Origin of the sequence: Mycobacterium sp., assembly GCF_965229105.1 — a bacterium.
GTDB lineage: Bacteria > Actinomycetota > Actinomycetes > Mycobacteriales > Mycobacteriaceae > Mycobacterium.
In genome coordinates this window covers 2493520-2513762 of the sequence record NZ_OZ245858.1, presented here as the reverse complement: position 1 = coordinate 2513762, position 20243 = coordinate 2493520, and the positions used below count along the sequence as shown (strand labels likewise).

Sequence of the window (20243 nt, the reverse complement as noted above, 5' to 3'; positions counted from 1 at the left end):
CACCGTGTCTGCTCCGAATGATGCTGTCATATGGGACCAGGAGACCGATGTTGTCGTCCTGGGCACCGGCGGTGCCGGCCTGACCGCTGCGCTGGCAGCCGTGGCCGGTGGTGCCGAGGTTGCGGTATACGAGAAGTCCACCACCGTTGGCGGTACGACCGCAGTCTCCGGCGGTGTCATCTGGATTCCCGCCCACGACCGCGCCCCTGATCTGTCAGTACAGGACGCACTCGAGTATCTGCGAGCCCAGTCGTTCGGAGCGATGGACGAAGACCTGGTCGAGACGTTCGTGCGGACTGGACCGGCGATGCTTGACTTCGTCGAGGCGCACAGCGACGTGGAGTTGGAGATCGCCACCGGGTTCCCTGACTACAAGCCCGAGCTGCCCGGCGGTAAGCCCGGAGGCGGACGCTCCCTCGGTCCAATGGCATATGACCTCACCCGGATCCCGCAGTGGCGCGACCGGATCACCTCGTTCCCACCAGATTTCAGCAATGTCGGGATCGATGCTGAAACCAGGGCCCGGCTGCATGCCGACACGTTGGCCGCTGACGCCTCGCCGGACGTCATCGTCGCAGGCACCGCCCTGGTAGCCGGCCTCCTCAAGGGCCTGCTGGACGCAGGGGTCACCCCCAGCACCGGTGCGCGCGCCGTCGAACTCATCGCCGACGATGGTGTCGTCACCGGTGTGCGGGTCATCGTCGACGGGATGACGCTCAACATCCGCGCGCGGCGCGGTGTCGTCCTGGCCAACGGTGGTTTCGAATGGGACCCGACGCTGGTCCGCACCTTCCTGCGCGGGCCGATGCACGGCCCGGTCTCACCACCGCACAACACCGGCGACGCCTTGCGGATGGCGATGGCGCTCGGTGCCGACCTCGGCAACATGGGCGAGGCCTGGTGGGTGCCCGTCGTCAGCATCCCCGGCGACACCATCGAGGGCGAACAACGCAGTCGCAGTGTGCGACTCGAGCGGACCCGGCCCCGAAGCATCATCGTCAACAAAGCCGGTAAACGCTTCGTCAACGAGGCATGCGATTACAACTCGATGGCCGGAGCCTTCCACTACCTCGATCCCCGCAACGGCTACGTCAACGACCCGGCCTGGATCGTCTTCGACGATCAGCACCTCAAGCGGTACGGCTTCCTCGGCGTGGAACCGGGCCAACCGGTACCCGACTGGTTCTGCAAATCACGTGATCTCGACGAGCTGCAAGAGAAGACAGGTATCGATGCGGTCGGGCTGGCTGGGACCCTGGCGGCCTGGAACGGCGCTGTTTCCGGCGGCGCCTCGGAGCCGTTCGATCCCGACTTCGGCCGCGGCGCAAGCGCATATGACGGCTACTGGGGTGACGAGCACGCCACCACCACCGCGGGTAAGACCCTCGGCCCACTGGATACGGCACCCTTTTACGCGGTTCCGGTGGCCGTGGGTTCGATGGGCACCAAAGGTGGACCCCGTACCGATCGTGACGGCCGCGTAATACATGTGTCCGGTGCGGTGATACCAGGGCTCTACGCGGCGGGTAACGCCATGGCAGGCATCACCGGCCGAGCCTACGGTGGCGCAGGCGGCACCATCGGTCCGGCGATGGTCTTCGGCTATCGAGCCGGCCATCACGCCGCAACGGGTGAACCTGCGTCCTAGCTCTGCCCGTTTGTTGGTTTGGGCGAGATCAGGAGCGGGCGTGGAACCAGCGGGCGGCCTTGGTGATCGCGTCCGCGACGGGCTCCGGTTCCCAGCCGAGGTCACGCTCGGCCTTGCTGTGGTCCAACGGCGACATCAGTTCGGCGATCTCCATCCCCACCGTCGCGAGCATGAGATCCCTGCGCAGCATCCGGGCCGCCAGATCGTTGAGTCTGGCGGCGAAAAACAGCACCGATTTGGGCACCACCACCCTCGGCTCTCGAGCGCCAACAGCGCGGGCCGCGATCTGGTTCACTTCACGACCACTGAGGTAACAGTCCGAAATGATGTACCGTTCACCGGCTTTACCATGATCCGCGGCCAACAACATAGCGCGGGCGGCGTCCTCGATGCCGACGACTTCCAGGGACTGATCGAAACTGAACGGCATTTTGCCTGCCGCGACCATGGCGACCGCCCCACCATGCGGCGTGGGTTGCCAGTCCCTGGGGCCGTAGGTGGTCGAAATGCACAGTGCGACAGCAGGTAAACCCCTGTCGCTGACATAGGAAAACAACAGTTCCTCGGCGGCCACGCGGGATTCGATATAGGCGCCGCCCTGGCTCCAGTTGTGTGGGTCATCCTCGGTGACCAGTCGGCTGTCATTGATGGCCAGGGTGCCGATCGTGCTGGTGAAGACGAACTTTCGCAGCTCGGCCTCGACCGCGGCATCGAGCACATGACGCAGACCATCGACGTTGGTGCGGAATAACGGCGCGGGATCGCGGAGCCACATCCTGGCATCGACGACGCAGTAGTACACGACATCGCAGCCGGCCATCGCGGCGCGCAACGCGTCATCGTCGAAGATGTCGCCGTAGCAGCGCTCGACCTCGAGATCGTCGATGCCCACCGTCGAGCTCGTGGTCCGGACCATGACCCGAACATCGTCGCCGCCCTCGACGAGCTGGCGCACCACGTGTGAGCCGAGAAAACCGCTGGCACCGATGACGAGTTTTTTGGGTTCGGTCATGCGTGCTGCGGTGCTGATGGCTGCTGAAATTCCATCATCAATCGAGTGAGCCGAAGTGAGGCGATCTTCCACTCCCCGGATTGACGCACCCACCGCTCGTGATAGTGGCCATACCCGGTCAGTGCCGGCCCGTTCTCCCAGACGACCCGATCCTGCATGGCCCAGATCACCTGCGCCTCATCACCATTGAGATCGATGATTGGGGTGTGCACATGGTGGGCCGATTTCGCATTGGCCAGCGACGACCGGATCATGTCGACCGCGTTGTCGCGGCCGGTGATCACTGGCACACCGGTGTTGCCGTCGCTGACATCCAACTCGATATCAGCGGTCATCAGATCGGCGAAACCGGCCCAGTCCCTGGTATCAAGAGTGAAGCAGTACCGCGCTTTCGCCTGAGTCAGTTCCTGGACGGCCCTGATGGTGTCGCGCTCGCTCATCGGCATCCTCTCGGGGTCACAGCACGCACGAAAGATCCTTGCGCACCTTGAACTTCTGCACCTTGCCGCTGGCAGTCCGCGGGAAGTCGTCCACCTTCTGCAGTTCCTCGGGCCATTTCTGCCGAGCCATCCCACACGCCTGGAAATGAGCCCGCACATCATCCAGACGCGGTAAGTCGTGACCGGCGTGCATCCGCAGCACTGCCGCAGCGTGTTCACCGAACCGCGCATCGGCTGCAGCGACGACCACTGCCTCGGCGACGCCGGGCATGGTCAGCAGCGTTTCCTCGACCTCCAGGGCGCTGATGTTCTCCCCACCGCGGATGATGATGTCGGATTTGCGGTCGGTGATCGTCAGGTAGCCGTCCTCGTCGAGGATGCCGATATCACCGGTGTGATACCAGCCGTCGGCGTCAAAAGCCCTGGCGGTCAAGGCCTCATCGGTATAGCCGAGGCACAGGTCCGGCCCGCGGGACAAGATCTCGCCGTCGTCGGCCAGGCGCACTTCCACCCCCGAGAGGGGTTTACCGTCGGTGTAGAGCCGTTTGGTCTCCGGCTCGTCGTAACGGGATCCGGTGATGGACGGATGCTCCGTGCTGCCGTAGGACCGGAATGCGGTAATCCCAAGACCCGCCAACCGTTTGGTTACCGCACTGGGTACCGAGGATCCGCCCAGCCCCACCACCCGAACGCCGGCCAGGTGCTCGGGGGTGAAATCGGGGTGATCCAGCAGACTGGTGACGAAGTAGGGCGGACCGCCGCCGATCGCCAGACCGTCGCTGCGCATCAACGCCAGCGCCAGACCCGGATCCCAGACGTCGGCGAGGTTGATCGGGCTTCCGCCGATGACGGGCATCAACAGGGCGCCGACCATGCCGATGAAATGCCCGACAGGTGTTGCGGTCAGCTGCTTTCCGGTGTCATGAGGGTTTTGCGATACCAGCTGATAAGTCTCGTGGACGAGGCCATAGTGGCTGTGCACCACACCTTTTGGCGCGCTGGTGGTACCCGATGTGTAGGCGATCAGCGCCGGGTCGGCCGGGTCGGCGCTCAGCACGCCCGTCAGCGGCTCGTCGGCCAGCAGTTCCTCGAAAGTGACACCCACCACGCCTGGGTCTCTCTCACCCACCACGCCTGGGTCTCTCCCGCCCACCACCCCGACAATCGGCACCTGAGCCGACACCTCCGGCTCGTACCTCATCCGGCCGAACTGCTCGACGGTAATGAACACCTTGGGCCGGGCATCGGCGAGGATATGGCCGAGCTCCTTTCGACCGTAGAAATGCACGATCGGCACCACTACCGCGCCGAGAAGCGCCGTCGCCCAGAACGTCGCGGCGGCTTCCTGCCAGTTCGGCAGCTGGAACGCGATGACATCCCCCGGGCCCACTCCCCGTGCTTGCAACCCGGCCGCCAGGCGTCGCGCGGTCGACTCAACCTCGCCGTAGGTGCCCCGATAGGGCCGAACGGCGGAATGCACCCGGAACTCGACATCCGGTGTCGCAGCCAACCCGCGGGCGACGAGATCACCGAGCGTGTCACGGGTCCACCAGCCCTCCTGCTCATAGCGTTGGGCCAGTTCGACTGGAATATTGCGCATGGGGTCGACACCTCCACCTTCGAAGGAGATGCTATTTCTCCTCAGTCGAGAATGCCAATACCGTTTTAGAAGAACATCCGAGTGGGACGTTGTTCAGCCTTGGGCGCGGCCGCACGAGTGTGCATGCTTCGCAGCCGAGTTGGACTGAACACGTAGTTCTCGGCCTTAGAGAATGATAATCTCGCCGAGTCTGCGTGCATGGCCGGTCGGGAACGCCTGAAACCGGCCACCGACGTGACGTCGGGCCATATAGTCAGCCGGGCGAGATCCGATCCGGAAATGGAGCGCGGTATGAGGAAAGCCCTGGCGGGAGCACTGGGTGCCGTTCTAATGGTGGGTGCGGGTCTACTCGCCCCACCCGCCGGTGCCGTCACGAACCCGATCGGCAACTGGGCAATGAACATTCCGGACAGGTTCGATTTCCACACCTGGATTTGGGCTGTCGCGTCGTGTGCGAATGGCGGACACGGCGGTGGCCCACCACCGGAGTGCATTCACGTGTACGCCATTGCACAACCCGTCGCGAAGGCGTTCAACTACCGCGATGACGTGCACCTCGTTGACGGTCGCTACACCCTGACCGTGGACGATCCCTTCGGCCTGCGCTGCGGCAACGTCTACTACGGGCCCACCTCGATGACCCACGACGTCTACTCCTGGGACGCGACCACGCTCGCCGGAACGCTGACCTCTTCATTTGACGCGGGTTGCGACGGCCAGCCCGGCACGTTGACGTATCCGTTCTGGCTGACCCGGTTCTGACCACCTAGAACCATGAAGACCACCGATAGGGACTTCGCACAGCGACCGACCTGCGTAAGGGGCGTTAACGCATGGACATGATGCTTCCGGCCAATCGCGCAGTCCGGCTGGGACTGGCGTGCCTGGTGACCACATCCGGCGCTCTTGCAGGTGTGTCGTTATCGACGGCAACCGCCTCAGCCGAAGACTTCCTGCACCACGTCACCTACACCGTGACCAGCGAGCAGCCCAATAACGCCGATATCTATTACCGGGACACCGACCCCGCGAACTTCGCCGACTACAGCCACAATCCCTACATCTACAGCCCCAGGATCGAAGCCGATCTGGGTCCCGGTAAGTCGTGGGTCCTCGACGTCATGTTGGCCAATCCCGACGACTGGGCGATGGTCGCCGCCACCAGCGGCTGGTCCAGCGAGACGCCGCAGATTCACTGCGAACTGAAGGTGGACGGGGTCGTGGTCAAGACGAACAGCGGGCCCAAGGGCGCGCTTTGCTCGATCCGTAACTGGTAACTTTCGATCCGTAACTGGTCAGCACAGAACAGACGAGCCGGCGCTCACTCGGTCGAGACGATTGATCAGGCGTCGCCGCGCAGCCAACGGCTTTCGCCGTTCGCGCCTACACAGGTCAGGAACAAACCGTCCGGCGCCTGCGCCACGAAACCGTCGAATCCCGAGCAGTTGGAATTCTCGTCCCTGATCCCCTTCATCGGGGGCGAGCGGAAATATCTGGGTTCATACCGTCGAGGTGACCCGCAGAACACCAGTCGGCCCCATGACGTGGTGCCGTAGACGTAGTAGCCGGTCTGCTCGCAATACGCGCCCAACACCACCCCGGGCGTGATCCCGGGAGTGCAGAATGGGTTGTCGCAGTTCGTCGGGGCAGGTTCGGCGACGGCCGACGGTGCTGGTACTGACAACATCGCTGCTGTCAGAATGGCAGCCAGTGCTGCTACGGTCGATCGCACCGCACCACTCTGGCATATTTGGAAAGCAAATTCTCCCCCTTGGAGAAGTTTACTTCGGCACTGTTTGTTCGGTGCCGCAACAGGAGTCGAGGAGACAACCGTTATGACGGACCGCTCCCCGGCGACGCCAGCGGAGGATAACGCTCTGGCGCTCATCGATTCGGCGGAGGCGGAAGCTGCTGCAGCGGAGGCCGACGCCGCCGCAGCAGAGGCCGACGCCCGCGCCGCAGCCGCGCGTGCGAGGGCGATTCGGTCGCGTTCACGGGCCGTGACGGCACCGGCCACGGCCGAAGTCTCCGTCATCGCGACCGATGAGCCACTGCCGCCACAGCCGCCGTCACGACGCGCACGGTCGGTGGTGAAGACCTTGCTCGCCGTTGTGGGTGTCGTGCTGATCTGCGCCTGCCTGGCGGCCAGCGGCTACCTGATGTGGCGCCACCACCGCGTCACCACCGAACAGCAGCGCACGGCCGAGTTCAATGCCGCCGCGCGCCAAGGTGTGGTCAATCTGATGTCAATCGACTTCACCGAAGCTCAGGAGGGCGTGCAGCGCCTCCTGGACAGCTCGACGGGCAAGTTCAAGGACGACCTGACCGCCACCGTGGATGCGCTCACCAACTCCTTGGAGCAGGCCAAGGTCGTCACCACCGTCACGGTGGATTCCACCGCGGTCGAGTCGATGAGCGCCGACACCGGAGTCGTTCTGGTCGCCGCCACCTCGGAGGCGGTCGACACCGCCACCAAGGAACGCAAGCCTGCGCAGTGGCGCATCAGCGTGACACTGACCCGCGACGGCGGCGAGCTCAAGATGTCTGGCGTCGACTTCGTCTCCTAATGCCCGTGCCATCTGTGCCTGTGCAAGCTGAGAGCACTCAAACTATGAACCTGAGCCGTCCGCCAGTGTTATTCTCCCGATCGAGAATGCCGATACCAGCAGCGTCGCCGGAATCGTTGGCACGCAATGTATTGAGGAGTCGTTGATGGGTGCACGCGCTGTGCGGGCCGGTCTGAGCATCGCAGCGATCGCGGCCCTTGTCGTCACCGGATCACCTGCTCCGACGGCCATAGCCGATGACGGAAACTGGGGTATCAACGGCACTTTCATCGCCACTTCCAACGGCGAGTTCGCTAAGACCAATGAGCAGTACCGCAACGAAGCCGTCGTGCGTACCACGTGGACGGTGTCGACAACGTGCGTCAGCCCCACGGACTGTACGGGGACTGTGCACAGCGACGCGGGCTGGGATGCGCCGATCTATGCACGTAGCGGTCTGTGGTTCGTCAAACGAGCGATCCCCAACTGGCAGCCCTGCTCCAACGGCACCTTCGCCGACGGACTGCAGTTGTTCCGGTTCTACGCCGGCGACCCCATGACCGGCCAGCAGTCGGTGACACCGCAAGGCGTCTGGCTCGGCGAGGACATCACCAACTCGGCCAGCGGGGCCTGCGGTATCAACAAGCGTCTGGAGATCAACATGCCATTCAACCTGAAGGCCGCTTAGCCCTTCGCATCTTCTGACCTTGCCGCCGGGCTGTCAGCAGGGCAGCTTGTTGAAGGCAGTGTTGACAATGTCCTGTGCTGTGTTGAGGGGCACCGACAGATCGACCTGCACCATGTCGATGACTTCGGGTGTAACCGGGCCGCCGGCGAGTGTCGCACAAACCTTATGGCCTTCCTCAATCATCTTCTGGGCACCGAAGATTCGCAGGAAGTAGCTGCCCGAGAGGCCATACAGAAATGCGTTCTCATCGGCCTGCGCCTGCGGCGCTCCCACTACGAAACACGCAACGGTGATGCCGGTGACCGCCACTGCCATCCAACTCTTCACGTCTTACCTCTCATTTCAAAGATCCCCCACACGCCCCTCAGATGGGCAGCAGGTCCTTCCACGACTTCGGCGTCCCCTGTGCCGCGAGGTTCGACTGCGAGAACACCTCACCGTCAGGAGTGACATACTGCCCGGTCTTCGGGTTGTACTGCGCGACGGCCACCGACGGCCCGGTAGGGGTGGCGCCGTTGAATGCACTCGGCGCGGCCTGCGGTACCGCATCGGGCACCGGCGCTACGTCCACGGGCCCTGGCAAGGGACCTGCCGCAGGAGCAGCGGGATCCTCGACAAGCGGTGGCTGCACGGCCGGAAATGGTTGGCCGTTAAGGGAATTGCCTACCGGCGGCGGTGGGGGCGGCACGGGCACCGGCGCTGCCAGTGGTGCACCCGGCGCAGGGGGAACCCCAACACCCGGGGGCAGTGGCGTGCCTTCCAGCGGCCCGTAGATATCTGCGCTCGGGTCGATGCGATCATCGGGCGGGATCCCCTGCGCGATCAAGTTCGGATCGATGGGGTTGGGACCGAGCACATGCTGGCGCATCGCCAGCGGCACGAAGGGCTTGTCACTGTTGCATTCTTCGACGGTGGCCGCACGTTTACCCGGCACCGCCTGGCAGGGGTAATTCCTCGCGCCGCGGACGGCGACAGGAGAATCCTGCGGCAGCTTGCAGTACAAGCCGTCGGGGGTGTCAATGGTGGTCGTATCGGCCGGTGACCGCCACTGCGACGGCGGCAGGAAACCGACGGTACAGGCAGGCGGGTCACCGATCTCGATGGCGAACTCACCCAGAGGTAGGCCACCGGAGTTCTTCGCCGACACACCGAACGTCTGGGTCGCGGCCACGAACGGCGGCAACAACACCAGAAGTTGTTCGATCGACGCGTGATACGTCACGGCGATCTGACCGATACTGCTGAGGTTGGCCAGTAGGACCGGCAATGTGGGCTTGATCTGCTCGAGCAGCTTGGTCGCCTCTTGAAGGGCGCCGGGGCCCGTGCTCAGGATGTTGCGCACCTGCGGGTCATTGACGACGAACTGGTCGGTCACCCCCGCCAGGCTGCGTGACCAGGTCCTGATCGCGTCGGCCGTCTGAGCCTGCGTATCCAGTAGTGGTCCGGCGTCCTCGGCCAGCGTGCGGGTGGTATCGGCGGACTTATTGCTCTCCGCGGCGATCTTGGAACCGGAATCCAGAAGCGAACCGAAGTCGTATCCGGTGCCCCCGAACGCCTGATGCGCCTCGTCGAGCAGCTTCGTCAGGCTGTTCCCCGGGATGCTGTCGAGCAGCGTACTCACCTGATCGAGTACCGGCCCGACCTGTTGCGGGATGGAGGTGTCCTTCAAGGGGACCACCGAACCGTCCCGGAGGTACGGGCCGGAATCGGTGCGGGGCCGCAGATCGACGTACTGCTCGCCGACCGCCGAGATACTGCGCACCGCCGCGGTCAGGTCGGCGGGGATCTTGGGCGAACTATCCAGCGACAGTGTGGCTTCCGCACCGGTCGGGGTGAGGTCCACCGAGGTGACCCTGCCGATCTGCACGCCCCGGTAGGTGACATTGCTGAACTGGTACAGGCCGCCGGTGGCAGGCAGCTGCACCTTCACGGTATAGCGGCCCACCCCCAGCAGGGTCTGGCCCTGCATGTAGCCAAAAATCATCACAGCGACGCCGATGACCCCGACGATGGTGAAGAGCGTCAACTGGATTCTGACGAACCTGGTCAGCATCAGCGGCCTCCACTATTCGGTGCGGCCTTGGCCGGCACCTGTGCCTCGGGCGGTGCGGACGCCGGTCCATACGGGCCGGCGAAGACACCGTTCTGATTTGTCATGGGTTGCGCGCCTGCCGGTTGGCCCGGTGGTGCGGGTGGCGGCGGTGGCGGGACGACCGGCAGCAGCGGACCGACCTCTGCCGTGATCGGGGGCATCGGTCCCGATGGCACCGGCATCGCATCGGCCGGGTCGTCAGGTTCGGCCGGCGGCGTCCCCGGCGGGGGTGGCGCCACCCCAGCGGCGAGCGGGTCGTAGGTGTACTGGATGAAGCTCGGGTCGCCGGCCGGTGGCACCAACGCCGCGTTCTCCTCACCCCAGCGCGTACCGAGGAACAAACCGCGCTTGAGCCGCGGGACCGTCGCATCGATCGTCGCGAACAAATTCAGGAAGTCTCCCTTGACGCTGCGGTCGATAAAGCCCTGGGTATAAGGAAAGGTCAGGGCGTAGGTCAGCAGGAAGTCCAGATCGGGTCCGACATCGGCGAGAGCCTTGATGGTCGGCTCAAGGTTCTTGAGATTGGTCACCAGATCCGCTTGGACGTCATCGACCACACCGGTTGCGGTATCGCTGAAGACTCGCAATTTGTCCAGGGCCGCAGTGAGCCGTGGCCGTTCCCGTTCCAGCACTTCCAGGGCTGGCGGAATCTTCGTCAGGGCCGTGGAGATGACGTCCTTTTGCCCGGCAAAGGTGGCGGCCAGGCGGTTCAGGCCCTGGATCGATGCGACGATATCGTCGCGCTGCGCGTCCAGGGTGCCGACAAAGGTGTCGAGGCGGGTGATCAGGTCGCGGACCTGGGGGCCGTTGCCGCTGATGGCTGCGTTGAAGTTGTGGATGACATCACCGATCTGGCCCAGCCCACCGCCGTTGACCACTGCCGCGAGCGACGACAGGGTCTGCTCGGTCGTGGGATATGTCGACGATGTGTTCAGTGCCAGAGTGGTGCCCGGCTCAAGCCGACCCTCGGGGGCCTTGCCCACCGGTGGATTAAGCGCCAGGTGCATCGAGCCCAGCAGGCTGGTCTGGCCGATACTGGCAACAGCATTCGCCGGCACCACCACACCCGGCTGGATCCGCACTTCGACATCGGCATGCCATTGATCCACGGTCATCTTACCGACGCTGCCCACCACTACATCAGAGAGCAAAACCGGCGAATTCGATTCCAGCTGAGCGACATTCGCAATCTGCACGTGATAGATGGTGGCGTCGGACTCGCGCCCGACGGCCCCGGGCAAGGGCAGAGTATTCAAGCCCTGGAAGGCGCAGCCACTGGAGACCAGCACCACGCAACCGCCGGTGGCGATCAAGGCCGAAAAACGGGGTGTTCGATTCCAACGCATCACGGCTGCGGTGTCCCTTCAGCTGGTAGCGGCGGGCCTGGCAGCGGTACCCCATTGAGCGAATTGCCTGGCGGCGCAGGCTGTAACGCTTCGGCGGGCAGCAGCACGTTGTCCAGCGGATCGGGAGCCACCGAACCTGGCGGTATCGCGGGCGGCGGCGGTCCGGGCGGCGGTCCAGGCGGAATGGGAGCCCCCGGGTACAGCGCCGGTGACGGGTAGAACGGCAGCCGCGACGGCGGCATCGGTGCGCCGGGCGGGCCCATCCCGGGCGGCGGGGGCACATCACCGTTCAACCCCGTGTACGCCGATACCGACGGCGGGATCTCGGGCAGGCTGGGCGTTCCCGCGCCGCCGGGCGCCAGCGCCGGGTCGGAGTAGATGATCCGGTCCGGACTGGCCGACTTCATCAGGTACGGATTGAGCGGGAAGGGCAGGAAGTTGAAGTTCAGCAGCCGGGCGGCCGGGCCGAGATACTGCTGGCACAACTTGGCCGTCTCGGGTGCTGTGGTGTTCTCGATACCACCGATCGCGCCGCAGATGAACTGCACCGGGTTGGACAAGTTCGCCAGCGCGAAGGAGCCGATATCGTCGCCGGTGTCCGGGTTGTAGATGTTGTACGCGTTGCCAAAAGAGTTCGGCGCAGTGTGCAGAAGGTTCTCCAGGTCGAGGTGATGATCCGCCAGGTTCTGGGTGACGGCCACCAGTCCCTGGAGTTGCTCGGCGGTCTGATTGCGACTGCCCGCGACGAACCGCTGCACCTCGCCGACGGCGATGGACAGATCCTTCAGCGCGGAATCGAGATCGGACCTGTTGTCGTCGAGCACGCTGGTCAGTGATGCGAGCCGATTCTGGAATGACACGATTTGGGTGCTGCTGCCCTTGAGGGCGGTGACGAAGGTCTGCAGGTTCTTGATGATGTCGACGATGTTGCCGCTGCCATCGGAGAGGACACGTCCCACGCCGGCCAGCTGCGTCACCGTCTCGCGCAGTTTGTCACCGTTGCCGTTGTCAAGGGCGTTGGCCGCAGTATCGATGAAACGTCCGACCGAGGTCGTCGAGACACCGCTCTTCGGGCCGAGATCTGTGGCCAGCTTCATCAGCTGGTCCTTGACCTCATCCCACTCGACGGGAACAGCGGTGCGGTCCACCGGGATCACCGCGCCGTCGCCCATCGTCGGGCCGCTGGTCCGAAACGCCGGTGCGAGTTGCACATAGCGCGCCGCCACCAGGTTCTGCGCGACGATCACCGCCTTGGCATCGGCGGGGATGGGAACGTCGTGATCCACGTCGAGGGTCAGTTTGGCCTGGGTGCCCACCGGGTCGATCGATGCGATCGTGCCGACTTTGACACCGGACACCCGGACTTCGTCACCCGGGTAGACGCCGGTGGCCGAGGTGAAGTAGGCGGTGATGGTCTTCGGCCCGAAGACGCTCTTCTGCAACACAATTGCCACGGCAGCGACCAGTAGCACCACGAGGCCGACCGCCAGAAAGGGAGCGATTCTCTTGCGGGTCATCGTGTGCCTCCGGGAATGCCGTTGTACGGGAGCGGGAGCTCAGCGCGTGGGCCGGCGTTATCGGGTGGCAGACCGGCGTCGAAGCCGCGGCGGAATCCGAAGGCGTAGTCCATGAAGGGCTGCAGCAACTGCGCGGGCTGCAGGTTGGGCACATACGCCGTGTAGTAGAAGCCGTTGTTGACTGTCTCGCCGTTGGTCACCGCAGTCTTGGTGAAACCCTTCAATGCCTTGACGATATTGTCGGAGTTCTTCTGCAGCATGGCGTTGACTCGGTTGAGTCGTTCCAGGGTCGGGGCCAATTCCTTCTCGTTCTCGGCCACCAACATGGTCAGTTGCTGTGCCACCGCAGAAGTATTGGCAAGCAGGTTGACGATCGCCTGCCTGCGTGCCGACAGCACGCCTAGTAGGTCATCTGCGTTGAGGATCAGTGTGTTGACCTGCTGGCTGCGTTCCGAGAGGATCCCGGTGACGTCGCCTGCGCTCTTGAACAGATCGCCGAGGGTCTCGTTGCGGCTGTTGATGCTCTTGGATATGCGGGACAGGCCGTCGAAGGTCGGACCCAGTTGCGGCGCAATCTGATCGATGGTGTCCGACAACGTGTCCAGTGATTGGTTCAGCGCCACGGTATCGGTGCCGGCCGTATTCGAGGTCAGGTCGCTGACCGCTTCGGTCAGCGAGTACGGCGACGATGTCCGTGTCACGGGAATGACATCGGACTGTCGCAGCGATCCGCTGCCTGCCGATTCGAGCGTCAGCACGCGTTCACCGAGTAGCGACCCGGTGCGGATATGCGCCGTGGTCTGCGACCCGAGTTGATACTTGCCCGCCGTGGTGAAGGTGATCAGCGCGTCACCGTTCTGCAGCGAAACATCCTGTATGGAACCGATTTTGATACCGGACAAGGTGACATCGTTCCCGACGGAGATGCCACCTGCCTCAGAGAACAAAGCTTGGTGCCGAACCGAGGTGGCCCACTGGAGCAGGCGCGCAGGCTGCAGCCCAACAGTGATGACGAGAATGATGAGCGTCGCGCCGATAATGCCGGCCCTGACGAGGTGTGATCCGCGGTACTTGAGCATTACTCAGCGCACCTTCCCGTCGTCTGCTTGATCCAGGGGAATACCGCGGTACGACCCTGGAGATCTGTCAGCCGTAGATTCAGCCCGCAGATGTAGTAGTTGACGAAGCTGCCGTAGGCGCCCAACCGGACGAGCTTGCGGTAGTTCTCCGGCGCCTTCTGTAATCCGGTGTCCAACAGAGCTTTCTGGTCGTCCAGCAGCGGGGCGAGCCGGTCGAGCTGGTCCACCAGACCACCGAGCGGTGGCCGTGCCTGCGTCAACAGGCTGGTCAACGATGCAGTACCGGTGTTCAGGGAGTCGATCGCCTCGCCGATCGGGTCGCGATCCTTGGCCAGGCCGGTGATCAACTTCTCCAGCTTGTCCACCGCACCGGTGAATTGGTCGCCCTGCTTGGAGAGCGTGCCGACCAGAATGTTGAGGTTGTCGATCAACTGCTCGATGACCTGGCTGTTATCAGCCAACGCGTTGGTGAACGAGGATGTCTTGGTGAACAGCGATTCGATGGTGGGACCCTGGCCCTGGAAAATCTGCAGCAGCGAATTGGACAGCGAGTTCACGTCCTGGGGGTTGAGCCCCTGGATCACCGGGCGTAGTCCACCGAGGAGCAGATCGAGATCAAGCGCACCCGCGGTGCGGTCCAACGGGATCCGCGATCCCGCCGCCATCACCCGGGTCGACCCCGGGCCGTCGACCAGTTCCAGGTAGCGGTCACCGACCAGGTTGAGGTAGCGCACCATGGCCTTCGTGCCGGTGGTCAACACGATGTCGCGGTCGGTGTCGAACTTCACCAGCACCGTCTTGTCGTCCTGCAATGACACGTCATCGACGGTGCCGACCCGGATACCGGCCACCCGGACCGTATCGCCGGCCTGCAGGCGGGAGGCGTCGGTGAGCACCGCCGAGTAGTTGTTCACCGACCCGGTGCGGTACTGACCGAAGATGAAGAACAGTAATCCGGTGAGCAGCACCATGATCACGCCGAAGATGGCGAGCTTGACGATGGTATTCCTGGTGCCGGTCATCCTGGTTGGCCGATCTGTGCGGAGTTGCGGGGTGGGCCATCGAGGGGACCGAATAACGCCTCTTTCAAGCCGGCGGAGTTCAGCAGGATGCCCTGGTTGCCGTACTGCCAGGGGTTGGCGCCGATATCGGCGACGACGAAGGGGGCGTGTTCGTTGAACGCCACCTCGGGCAGTCCGACATCCTCACAATGCGGGCCGCCGGTGGCGGCGACCTTGGGCAGGTTCGCCGGGTACTTGTACCGTTCCACACCGAGCACGAAGCTGACGTTCACCAGGACGCCGGGCACGGGCTGAGGTGGCGACGTAGCGATCGGCCGCATGCCGAGCAGTGCGCAGTTCAATGCGTGGTGGTACTCGTTGAGCAGATCGGTGGTCGGTACCAGCAGGTGCAGCACGTCGGACAGTGGCTTGCGGTTGTCCCCAAGCACCTGATTACCTGTGTCGGCCAGTCCGATTGCGCTGACCAGCAGGGTGTCCAGGTTCTCCTGCTGGTCGACGATCGTGTCGCTGAACTGTGATGCGTTGGCCGCGGTCTTGAGCAGATCGGGCGCCGCATCGGCGTAGGCATTGGCCACCTCGGGCAAGGTCTGAATGTCATGACTGATGCTGGGCAGACCCGGCTCCAACTTGGCCAGGAACTCGTCGAGATCGTTGAACGTCTGGCCGAGCTGATCGCCGCGTCCGGCCAGTCCCTGCGACAGGGCGCCCAACGTCTCATTGAGTTTGGTCGGGTCAATCCGGCCCAGGAGTGTGGTCAGTTGCTGGAATACCGTATTCGTCTCCACGGTCACGTGCTCGCCCTGCAATACCTGCCCGGGTTGCAGCGCCTGCGCAACAGGCTCGGCGGGTGCGGTCAGTTGAACGAACTTGGCGCCGAACACAGTTGACGAGGTGATGTCGACGTTCGCATTGGCTGGGATGAGATGTAGCTGCGACGGGTCCATCGCCAGGTGTAGGGCGGCGTCGCCGTTCGGTAGCGCCTCGATCGATTCGACCGTGCCCACCTGCACGCCCCGCATCTTGACCTTGGCCTCAGGGTTCATCACCAAACCTGCCCGAGACGAAAGCACGGTCACCGAAACAGTTTTCGTGAACGAACCGCGGAACAGACCGATGGCAAGGGCGATGATCGCCAGGATCACCACCACTGTCACCACGCCCGCAAGCGGCGCCGCGTACTTGGCTCTGCCGCTGCCCGACTGATGAGTCGTCACCCGTATCCCTCCCCTAGCCTGACAGGTTGAAGTTGCCGTTGGAGCCGTAGATGGCCAGTGAGATCAGCAGGGTCACTGAGACGACCACGATCAGCGAGGTACGCACCGCGTTACCGACCGCGACCCCGACCCCGGACGGGCCGCCGGTGGCGAAATAACCGTAATAGGTGTGGATGAGCAGGATGGCCAGTGCCATCAAGATGGCCTGCAGAAACGACCACAACAAATCGATCGGATTCAAAAACGTGTTGAAGTAATGCTCGTAGAGGCCGCCGGACTGACCTAACAACACCACCGTGGTGAACTGCGACGCCAGAAACGACAAGATCACCGCAATCGAGTACAGCGGGGTGATCGCGATCATCCCCGCGACAATCCGCGTCGACACCAGGTATTCGACCGGGCGGATACCCATCGATTCCAGGGCGTCGATCTCCTCGTTGATCCGCATCGCCCCCAACTGCGCGGTCACCCCGGCCCCGAACGTGGCGGCCAACCCGATCCCCGCCACAATCGGCGCGGAAATGCGGACATTGATGAACGCCGCCAAGAACCCGGTCAACGCTTCGATACCGATATTGCCCAACGAGCTGTACCCCTGGATGGCCAGGACACCACCGGTGGCCAGGGTCAGGAACCCGACGATCACCACCGTGCCGCCGATCATCGCCAACGTGCCCGCACCCATCGAGATCTCCGCGATCAACCGGATCACCTCACGGCGGTAATGCGTCGCCGCGAACGGGGTCGCCGCCAACGCCCGACCATAAAACAGAGCGTGATCACCAATCCCGGCGAAAAACCCCACCGGCCGATCCAACTGCCGCGCCAACCGCGGATACGTCGCCCGTAACGTCACCAGAGATCCCTCACTTCGACGTCATCTGGATACCGATGGCCGTGACCACCACATTGACCACGAACAACGCCATGAACGCGTACACCACCGTCTCGTTGACCGCGTTACCCACCGCCTTCGCACCACCACCGGTGATCGTCAACCCCCGATAACACGCCACCAACCCCGCGATCAGACCGAACAACGCCGCCTTCACACACGAAATGATCAACTCCGGCACCCCGGTCAACAACGTGATCCCCGCCGCGAACGCACCCGGATTCACATCCTGAACGAACACCGAAAACAGGTAGCCACCAAGTATCCCGATAATGCAGACCAGGCTGTTGAGCAACAACGCCACCAAACCCGAAGCCAACATCCGCGGAGTCACCAACCGCTGCACCGGATTGATGCCCAACACCTCCATGGCGTCGATCTCCTCGCGGATCGTGCGCGACCCCAAATCCGCACACATCGCCGTCGCCCCCGCCCCGGCCACAATCAACACCGTCACCAACGGACCCACCTGGGTCACCGCACCAAACGCCGCACCCGCCCCCGACAAATCAGCGGCCCCCAACTCCCGCAACAAAATATTGAGCGTGAACGAAATCAACACCGTGAACGGAATCGCCACCAACAACGTCGGCGCCAACGACACCCGCGCCACAAACCACGACTGCTCCAAAAACTCCCGCCACTGAAACGGCCGCACAAAAACAAACTTCACCGCATCCGCCGACATCGCGAACAACCCACCAATAGCCGACATCGGCCCCGACGCACCACGCAACGCCGGCAACCCCACCGCCCACCTACCCGAACCCTTAACCGCCATACGCTGCCGGCCCTTCAAGAATCGTGATGGCGGAAACGGCGGTGGGTCCACCGATGTTGTGCGCCAACGCAAAACGAGCTCCGTCGACCTGGTTGATGGCTTCTCCTCGTAACTGTTCGAAAAGCTCGACGCACTGTGCCACGCCGGTGGCACCCGGCGGGTGACCTTTGCATTTGAGTCCGCCGCTGGGGTTGACCGGCAGGGCTCCACCGACGCTGGTCACCTCGGCGTCGAGCAGCTTGTGGGCCTCGAACCGATCGGCGAAACCCAGGTCTTCGTAGCTGATCATCTCCACCCCGGTGAAGAAGTCGTGTACCTCGGCGATATCGATGTCAGCGGGCGTCAGTCCGGCCATCGAGAACGCCTTCTTTGCGGCCCGCACGGTGGCCGGGAATGTTGTCAGATCCGATTTATGTTGGTGCATTACGGAATCCAGGCCAAGTCCGACACCGCGGATCCATACCGGCCGGCTGGTGAACCGGTCGACGACATCCTCGGCGGCCAGGATCAGCGCTGCGGCACCGTCGCTTTGCGGCGCGCAGTCGAATACTCCCAACGGAGTCACCACGGTCGGCGCCGCCAGCGCCTCCTCCATGGTGATCTCGAAACGCAAGCGTGCCTTGGGGTTCTTCACCCCGTGGCGGTGATTCTTGACCGCGACCATCGCCATGTGTTCACGCGTGGCCGGCGACTCGTACAAATAGCGCTTCAAATGCAACGCAAAACCCACGGGCGCCACCAGGCCGAGTGGGTAATCCCAGGCCATATCGCGAGCCATGGCCTCCCACTCCCACAACATCGCCTTCGAAGCTGTCTCACGCAGCTTGTCGGCACCCATTACCAGCGCCACGTCGAAAGCGCCGGAAGCGATGCCGAACAGCGCATTACGCACCGCGTCGTTACCCGAGGCACAGGAGTTTTCGACCCGTGTCACCGGGAGGTCGGGAAGTCCGAGGGAGTCAGCGAGGATCCCGGACGGGAAACCGTCGGTGGTCCCCATCGAACCGAACCACGCGGCGTCAAGCTCGGTCTTTTCGATACCCTTGTCCACGCTGGCCGCACATTCGGCGAAGGCCATCGGTAACAGATCTTTGATGCCGAGCGCGAAATGCTCGCCGAACGGCGTCATACCCGCCCCGACAACGGCAACGTTCCTCACGCTGCCCCCGCTTCCGGTTCGAGTTGGAGGGCTTCGGGCTGGAAGGCATAACCGTAATCGGGCACGCCGGACCGCATGGCCACCCTACGCAAGACCAATCGGCCCCGATCGCCGATATCCACCGAGTCCGGTTCAGCGCCAGTCACCTTCACCAGCGCCCGCACATCCACCCCGTCGAGCGCCACGATCGCCAGCGCGTACGGCGTCCGCAATCCGGGAACGGGCAGGTGAACAGATACCGACGTGTAGACCGTACCGACCCGAGGCAGCGCAACAAGCTCGTAGTCCGTTGCCAGTGATCCATTTTCGGCCACGCGATACCGCGGCGGGAAGTCCAGCTGCGCACTGTCGGCAAACTTGCCTGCTTCCCACCGGGTCTTGGCCTCGAAGGCACGCTCGTAGGCGGCCAACGAGATGGGGATGTTGGCATCGGAGATCGAGCTGGTTGCGGGCATCGGGCGGGCCGCCGGTTCGTGGCGGTACACCTGTGTGGTGCCGCCCACGACGGTGAGGCCGGACAGATTGGCCTGTTCGACCGCGACCAACGGCCCGGTGATCCCCGCTTCGGCGAGGTAGGACAGCGCAAACAGTCCCGCGCTTGCCCCGGTGGTCGGAAGCTCAGCTGGTTTCCCGATGCACAGTTCGGCAGCCTGCGTGTGCTCCACTCCGGCGACGGCGACGGGGGTGTCGAGCCACGCCGCCTCCAAAGACGCCACCAGGCCGCGTTCGTGCAGCAGCCGCGGGTCACCGTAATCATTAAGGACGCCAACGGCATTGCGGGTGCGCACCGGCAGGCTGCGGGCCACCCGAGCGGCCGTGCGCACCTGCAGACCGCGCTCGGCGGTGACGATCGCCGCAGCCCCGGCCGGGTCCACATCGACGCCGATGATCATGGTCCGCGGTCGTGCCGAGCTGAGTGCATCGAGTGTCGCTGGTGCGCCCCCGAGACGCTCGGTGACCTCCAGTTCAGAATCGAGCCCGAGGCCGGCCAACAGCACGGCCGCATTACTGCTCTCGGTCAGTGGCAGGTCACGGCTGACCAACACCACATTCTCCACCGCTGCGCCGTCGCGCAACGCAGCCCGACCTGCCTCCACCGCGAGTGTGATCGCATCCTCATCGTCACCGGCAATGCGACGTACATCACACCCCCAACAGGGCAGATACGTACCTATCGCAGCGATGAACGGCATTAAGTCTC

The 20243-nt window shown here is 63.8% G+C and carries 20 protein-coding genes; 5 read left to right on the top strand and 15 right to left on the bottom strand.

Annotated elements, in window-relative coordinates; all coding sequences use genetic code 11:
• The first annotated feature begins 4 nt into the window (after positions 1–4).
• On the top strand, positions 5–1648 hold the full coding sequence (locus tag ADBZ9O_RS12080) for an FAD-dependent oxidoreductase (RefSeq protein ID WP_526531468.1): 1644 nt from the start codon (positions 5–7) through the stop codon (positions 1646–1648).
• Positions 1649–1676: 28 nt separating this feature from the next.
• Here the strand turns inward: ADBZ9O_RS12080 and ADBZ9O_RS12075 are convergent, their stop codons facing one another.
• The 3 genes from ADBZ9O_RS12075 to ADBZ9O_RS12065 are packed head-to-tail and all read right to left on the bottom strand — an operon-like array spanning position 1677 to position 4700.
• Positions 1677–2660 carry an NAD-dependent epimerase/dehydratase family protein gene (locus ADBZ9O_RS12075; protein ID WP_526531466.1) on the bottom strand — a complete coding sequence of 328 codons (984 nt, stop codon included), beginning with the start codon at positions 2658–2660 and terminating at the stop codon, positions 1677–1679.
• Positions 2657–3100 carry a nuclear transport factor 2 family protein gene (locus tag ADBZ9O_RS12070; protein ID WP_526531464.1) on the bottom strand — a complete coding sequence of 148 codons (444 nt, stop codon included), beginning with the start codon at positions 3098–3100 and terminating at the stop codon, positions 2657–2659. Before ADBZ9O_RS12070 ends, ADBZ9O_RS12075 begins: the two co-directional genes overlap by 4 nt.
• A gap of 16 nt (positions 3101–3116) precedes the next feature.
• The gene (locus ADBZ9O_RS12065; RefSeq protein ID WP_526531462.1) at positions 3117–4700 is read right to left on the bottom strand and encodes an AMP-binding protein; all 1584 of its coding nucleotides are present in this window, start codon (positions 4698–4700) and stop codon (positions 3117–3119) included.
• Between the two features lie 291 nt (positions 4701–4991).
• On the opposite strand from ADBZ9O_RS12065, the gene ADBZ9O_RS12060 reads away from it, so the two are divergent.
• Positions 4992–5462: a hypothetical protein gene (locus ADBZ9O_RS12060; protein ID WP_526531460.1), complete on the top strand. Its 471-nt coding sequence runs from the start codon at positions 4992–4994 to the stop codon at positions 5460–5462.
• 77 nt (positions 5463–5539) lie between these two features.
• Entirely contained in the window at positions 5540–5977 is a 438-nt protein-coding gene (locus ADBZ9O_RS12055; protein WP_526533090.1) for an Rv2576c family protein, read from the top strand.
• A 65-nt stretch (positions 5978–6042) separates the two neighbouring features.
• Here ADBZ9O_RS12055 and ADBZ9O_RS12050 read toward each other — a convergent pair whose 3' ends face one another.
• Complete coding sequence (locus ADBZ9O_RS12050; protein ID WP_526531458.1) at positions 6043–6432, bottom strand: hypothetical protein; 390 nt, start codon at positions 6430–6432, stop codon at positions 6043–6045.
• A gap of 103 nt (positions 6433–6535) precedes the next feature.
• Here ADBZ9O_RS12050 and ADBZ9O_RS12045 point away from each other — a divergent pair, with 103 nt between their 5' ends.
• Entirely contained in the window at positions 6536–7267 is a 732-nt protein-coding gene (locus ADBZ9O_RS12045; protein ID WP_526531456.1) for an Rv1363c family protein, read from the top strand.
• A 145-nt stretch (positions 7268–7412) separates the two neighbouring features.
• Entirely contained in the window at positions 7413–7934 is a 522-nt protein-coding gene (locus ADBZ9O_RS12040; protein ID WP_526531454.1) for an Rv2253/PknI dimerization domain-containing protein, read from the top strand.
• 33 nt (positions 7935–7967) lie between these two features.
• Here ADBZ9O_RS12040 and ADBZ9O_RS12035 read toward each other — a convergent pair whose 3' ends face one another.
• From ADBZ9O_RS12035 to ADBZ9O_RS11985, 11 genes are read right to left on the bottom strand one after another with little or no spacing between them, the layout of a single operon-like run.
• On the bottom strand, positions 7968–8249 hold the full coding sequence (locus tag ADBZ9O_RS12035; protein ID WP_526531452.1) for a hypothetical protein: 282 nt from the start codon (positions 8247–8249) through the stop codon (positions 7968–7970).
• Positions 8250–8298: 49 nt separating this feature from the next.
• Positions 8299–9987, bottom strand: coding sequence for an MCE family protein (locus ADBZ9O_RS12030; protein ID WP_526531450.1), 1689 nt, complete (start codon positions 9985–9987; stop codon positions 8299–8301).
• Complete coding sequence (locus tag ADBZ9O_RS12025; protein ID WP_526531448.1) at positions 9987–11372, bottom strand: MCE family protein; 1386 nt, start codon at positions 11370–11372, stop codon at positions 9987–9989. The genes ADBZ9O_RS12030 and ADBZ9O_RS12025 overlap by 1 nt, the downstream gene beginning before the upstream one ends.
• Entirely contained in the window at positions 11372–12889 is a 1518-nt protein-coding gene (locus tag ADBZ9O_RS12020; RefSeq protein ID WP_526531446.1) for an MCE family protein, read from the bottom strand. Before ADBZ9O_RS12020 ends, ADBZ9O_RS12025 begins: the two co-directional genes overlap by 1 nt.
• The gene (locus ADBZ9O_RS12015; protein WP_526531444.1) at positions 12886–13968 is read right to left on the bottom strand and encodes an MCE family protein; all 1083 of its coding nucleotides are present in this window, start codon (positions 13966–13968) and stop codon (positions 12886–12888) included. Before ADBZ9O_RS12015 ends, ADBZ9O_RS12020 begins: the two co-directional genes overlap by 4 nt.
• A complete protein-coding gene (locus tag ADBZ9O_RS12010; protein WP_526531442.1) occupies positions 13968–14990 on the bottom strand; it encodes an MCE family protein in 1023 nt (340 codons plus the stop codon). Before ADBZ9O_RS12010 ends, ADBZ9O_RS12015 begins: the two co-directional genes overlap by 1 nt.
• Positions 14987–16204, bottom strand: a complete 1218-nt coding sequence (locus ADBZ9O_RS12005) for an MCE family protein (protein ID WP_526531440.1) — start codon at positions 16202–16204, stop codon at positions 14987–14989. Before ADBZ9O_RS12005 ends, ADBZ9O_RS12010 begins: the two co-directional genes overlap by 4 nt.
• Before the next feature lie 13 nt (positions 16205–16217).
• Entirely contained in the window at positions 16218–17063 is an 846-nt protein-coding gene (locus ADBZ9O_RS12000) for an MlaE family ABC transporter permease (RefSeq protein WP_526531438.1), read from the bottom strand.
• A 10-nt stretch (positions 17064–17073) separates the two neighbouring features.
• On the bottom strand, positions 17074–17883 hold the full coding sequence (locus ADBZ9O_RS11995) for an MlaE family ABC transporter permease (protein ID WP_526531436.1): 810 nt from the start codon (positions 17881–17883) through the stop codon (positions 17074–17076).
• Positions 17873–19042: a thiolase family protein gene (locus ADBZ9O_RS11990; protein WP_526531434.1), complete on the bottom strand. Its 1170-nt coding sequence runs from the start codon at positions 19040–19042 to the stop codon at positions 17873–17875. Before ADBZ9O_RS11990 ends, ADBZ9O_RS11995 begins: the two co-directional genes overlap by 11 nt.
• Positions 19039–20235: a Zn-ribbon domain-containing OB-fold protein gene (locus tag ADBZ9O_RS11985; protein ID WP_526531432.1), complete on the bottom strand. Its 1197-nt coding sequence runs from the start codon at positions 20233–20235 to the stop codon at positions 19039–19041. The genes ADBZ9O_RS11990 and ADBZ9O_RS11985 overlap by 4 nt, the downstream gene beginning before the upstream one ends.
• Between the last annotated feature and the right edge of the window lie 8 nt (positions 20236–20243).

What these genes read in the sequence shown, in the direction of transcription:
- ADBZ9O_RS12035 (WP_526531452.1), bottom strand. Translation starts at nt 8,249, where the DNA reads ATGGCAGTGGCGGTCACCGGCATCACCGTTGCGTGTTTCGTAGTGGGA.
- ADBZ9O_RS12020 (WP_526531446.1), bottom strand. Translation starts at nt 12,889, where the DNA reads ATGACCCGCAAGAGAATCGCTCCCTTTCTGGCGGTCGGCCTCGTGGTG.
- ADBZ9O_RS11985 (WP_526531432.1), bottom strand. Translation starts at nt 20,235, where the DNA reads ATGCCGTTCATCGCTGCGATAGGTACGTATCTGCCCTGTTGGGGGTGT.
- ADBZ9O_RS12065 (WP_526531462.1), bottom strand. Translation starts at nt 4,700, where the DNA reads ATGCGCAATATTCCAGTCGAACTGGCCCAACGCTATGAGCAGGAGGGC.
- ADBZ9O_RS12060 (WP_526531460.1), top strand. Translation starts at nt 4,992, where the DNA reads ATGAGGAAAGCCCTGGCGGGAGCACTGGGTGCCGTTCTAATGGTGGGT.
- ADBZ9O_RS12010 (WP_526531442.1), bottom strand. Translation starts at nt 14,990, where the DNA reads ATGACCGGCACCAGGAATACCATCGTCAAGCTCGCCATCTTCGGCGTG.
- ADBZ9O_RS12045 (WP_526531456.1), top strand. Translation starts at nt 6,536, where the DNA reads ATGACGGACCGCTCCCCGGCGACGCCAGCGGAGGATAACGCTCTGGCG.
- ADBZ9O_RS12025 (WP_526531448.1), bottom strand. Translation starts at nt 11,372, where the DNA reads ATGCGTTGGAATCGAACACCCCGTTTTTCGGCCTTGATCGCCACCGGC.
- ADBZ9O_RS11995 (WP_526531436.1), bottom strand. Translation starts at nt 17,883, where the DNA reads ATGGCGGTTAAGGGTTCGGGTAGGTGGGCGGTGGGGTTGCCGGCGTTG.
- ADBZ9O_RS12070 (WP_526531464.1), bottom strand. Translation starts at nt 3,100, where the DNA reads ATGAGCGAGCGCGACACCATCAGGGCCGTCCAGGAACTGACTCAGGCG.
- ADBZ9O_RS12040 (WP_526531454.1), top strand. Translation starts at nt 7,413, where the DNA reads ATGGGTGCACGCGCTGTGCGGGCCGGTCTGAGCATCGCAGCGATCGCG.
- ADBZ9O_RS12030 (WP_526531450.1), bottom strand. Translation starts at nt 9,987, where the DNA reads ATGCTGACCAGGTTCGTCAGAATCCAGTTGACGCTCTTCACCATCGTC.
- ADBZ9O_RS12075 (WP_526531466.1), bottom strand. Translation starts at nt 2,660, where the DNA reads ATGACCGAACCCAAAAAACTCGTCATCGGTGCCAGCGGTTTTCTCGGC.
- ADBZ9O_RS12015 (WP_526531444.1), bottom strand. Translation starts at nt 13,968, where the DNA reads ATGCTCAAGTACCGCGGATCACACCTCGTCAGGGCCGGCATTATCGGC.
- ADBZ9O_RS12055 (WP_526533090.1), top strand. Translation starts at nt 5,540, where the DNA reads ATGATGCTTCCGGCCAATCGCGCAGTCCGGCTGGGACTGGCGTGCCTG.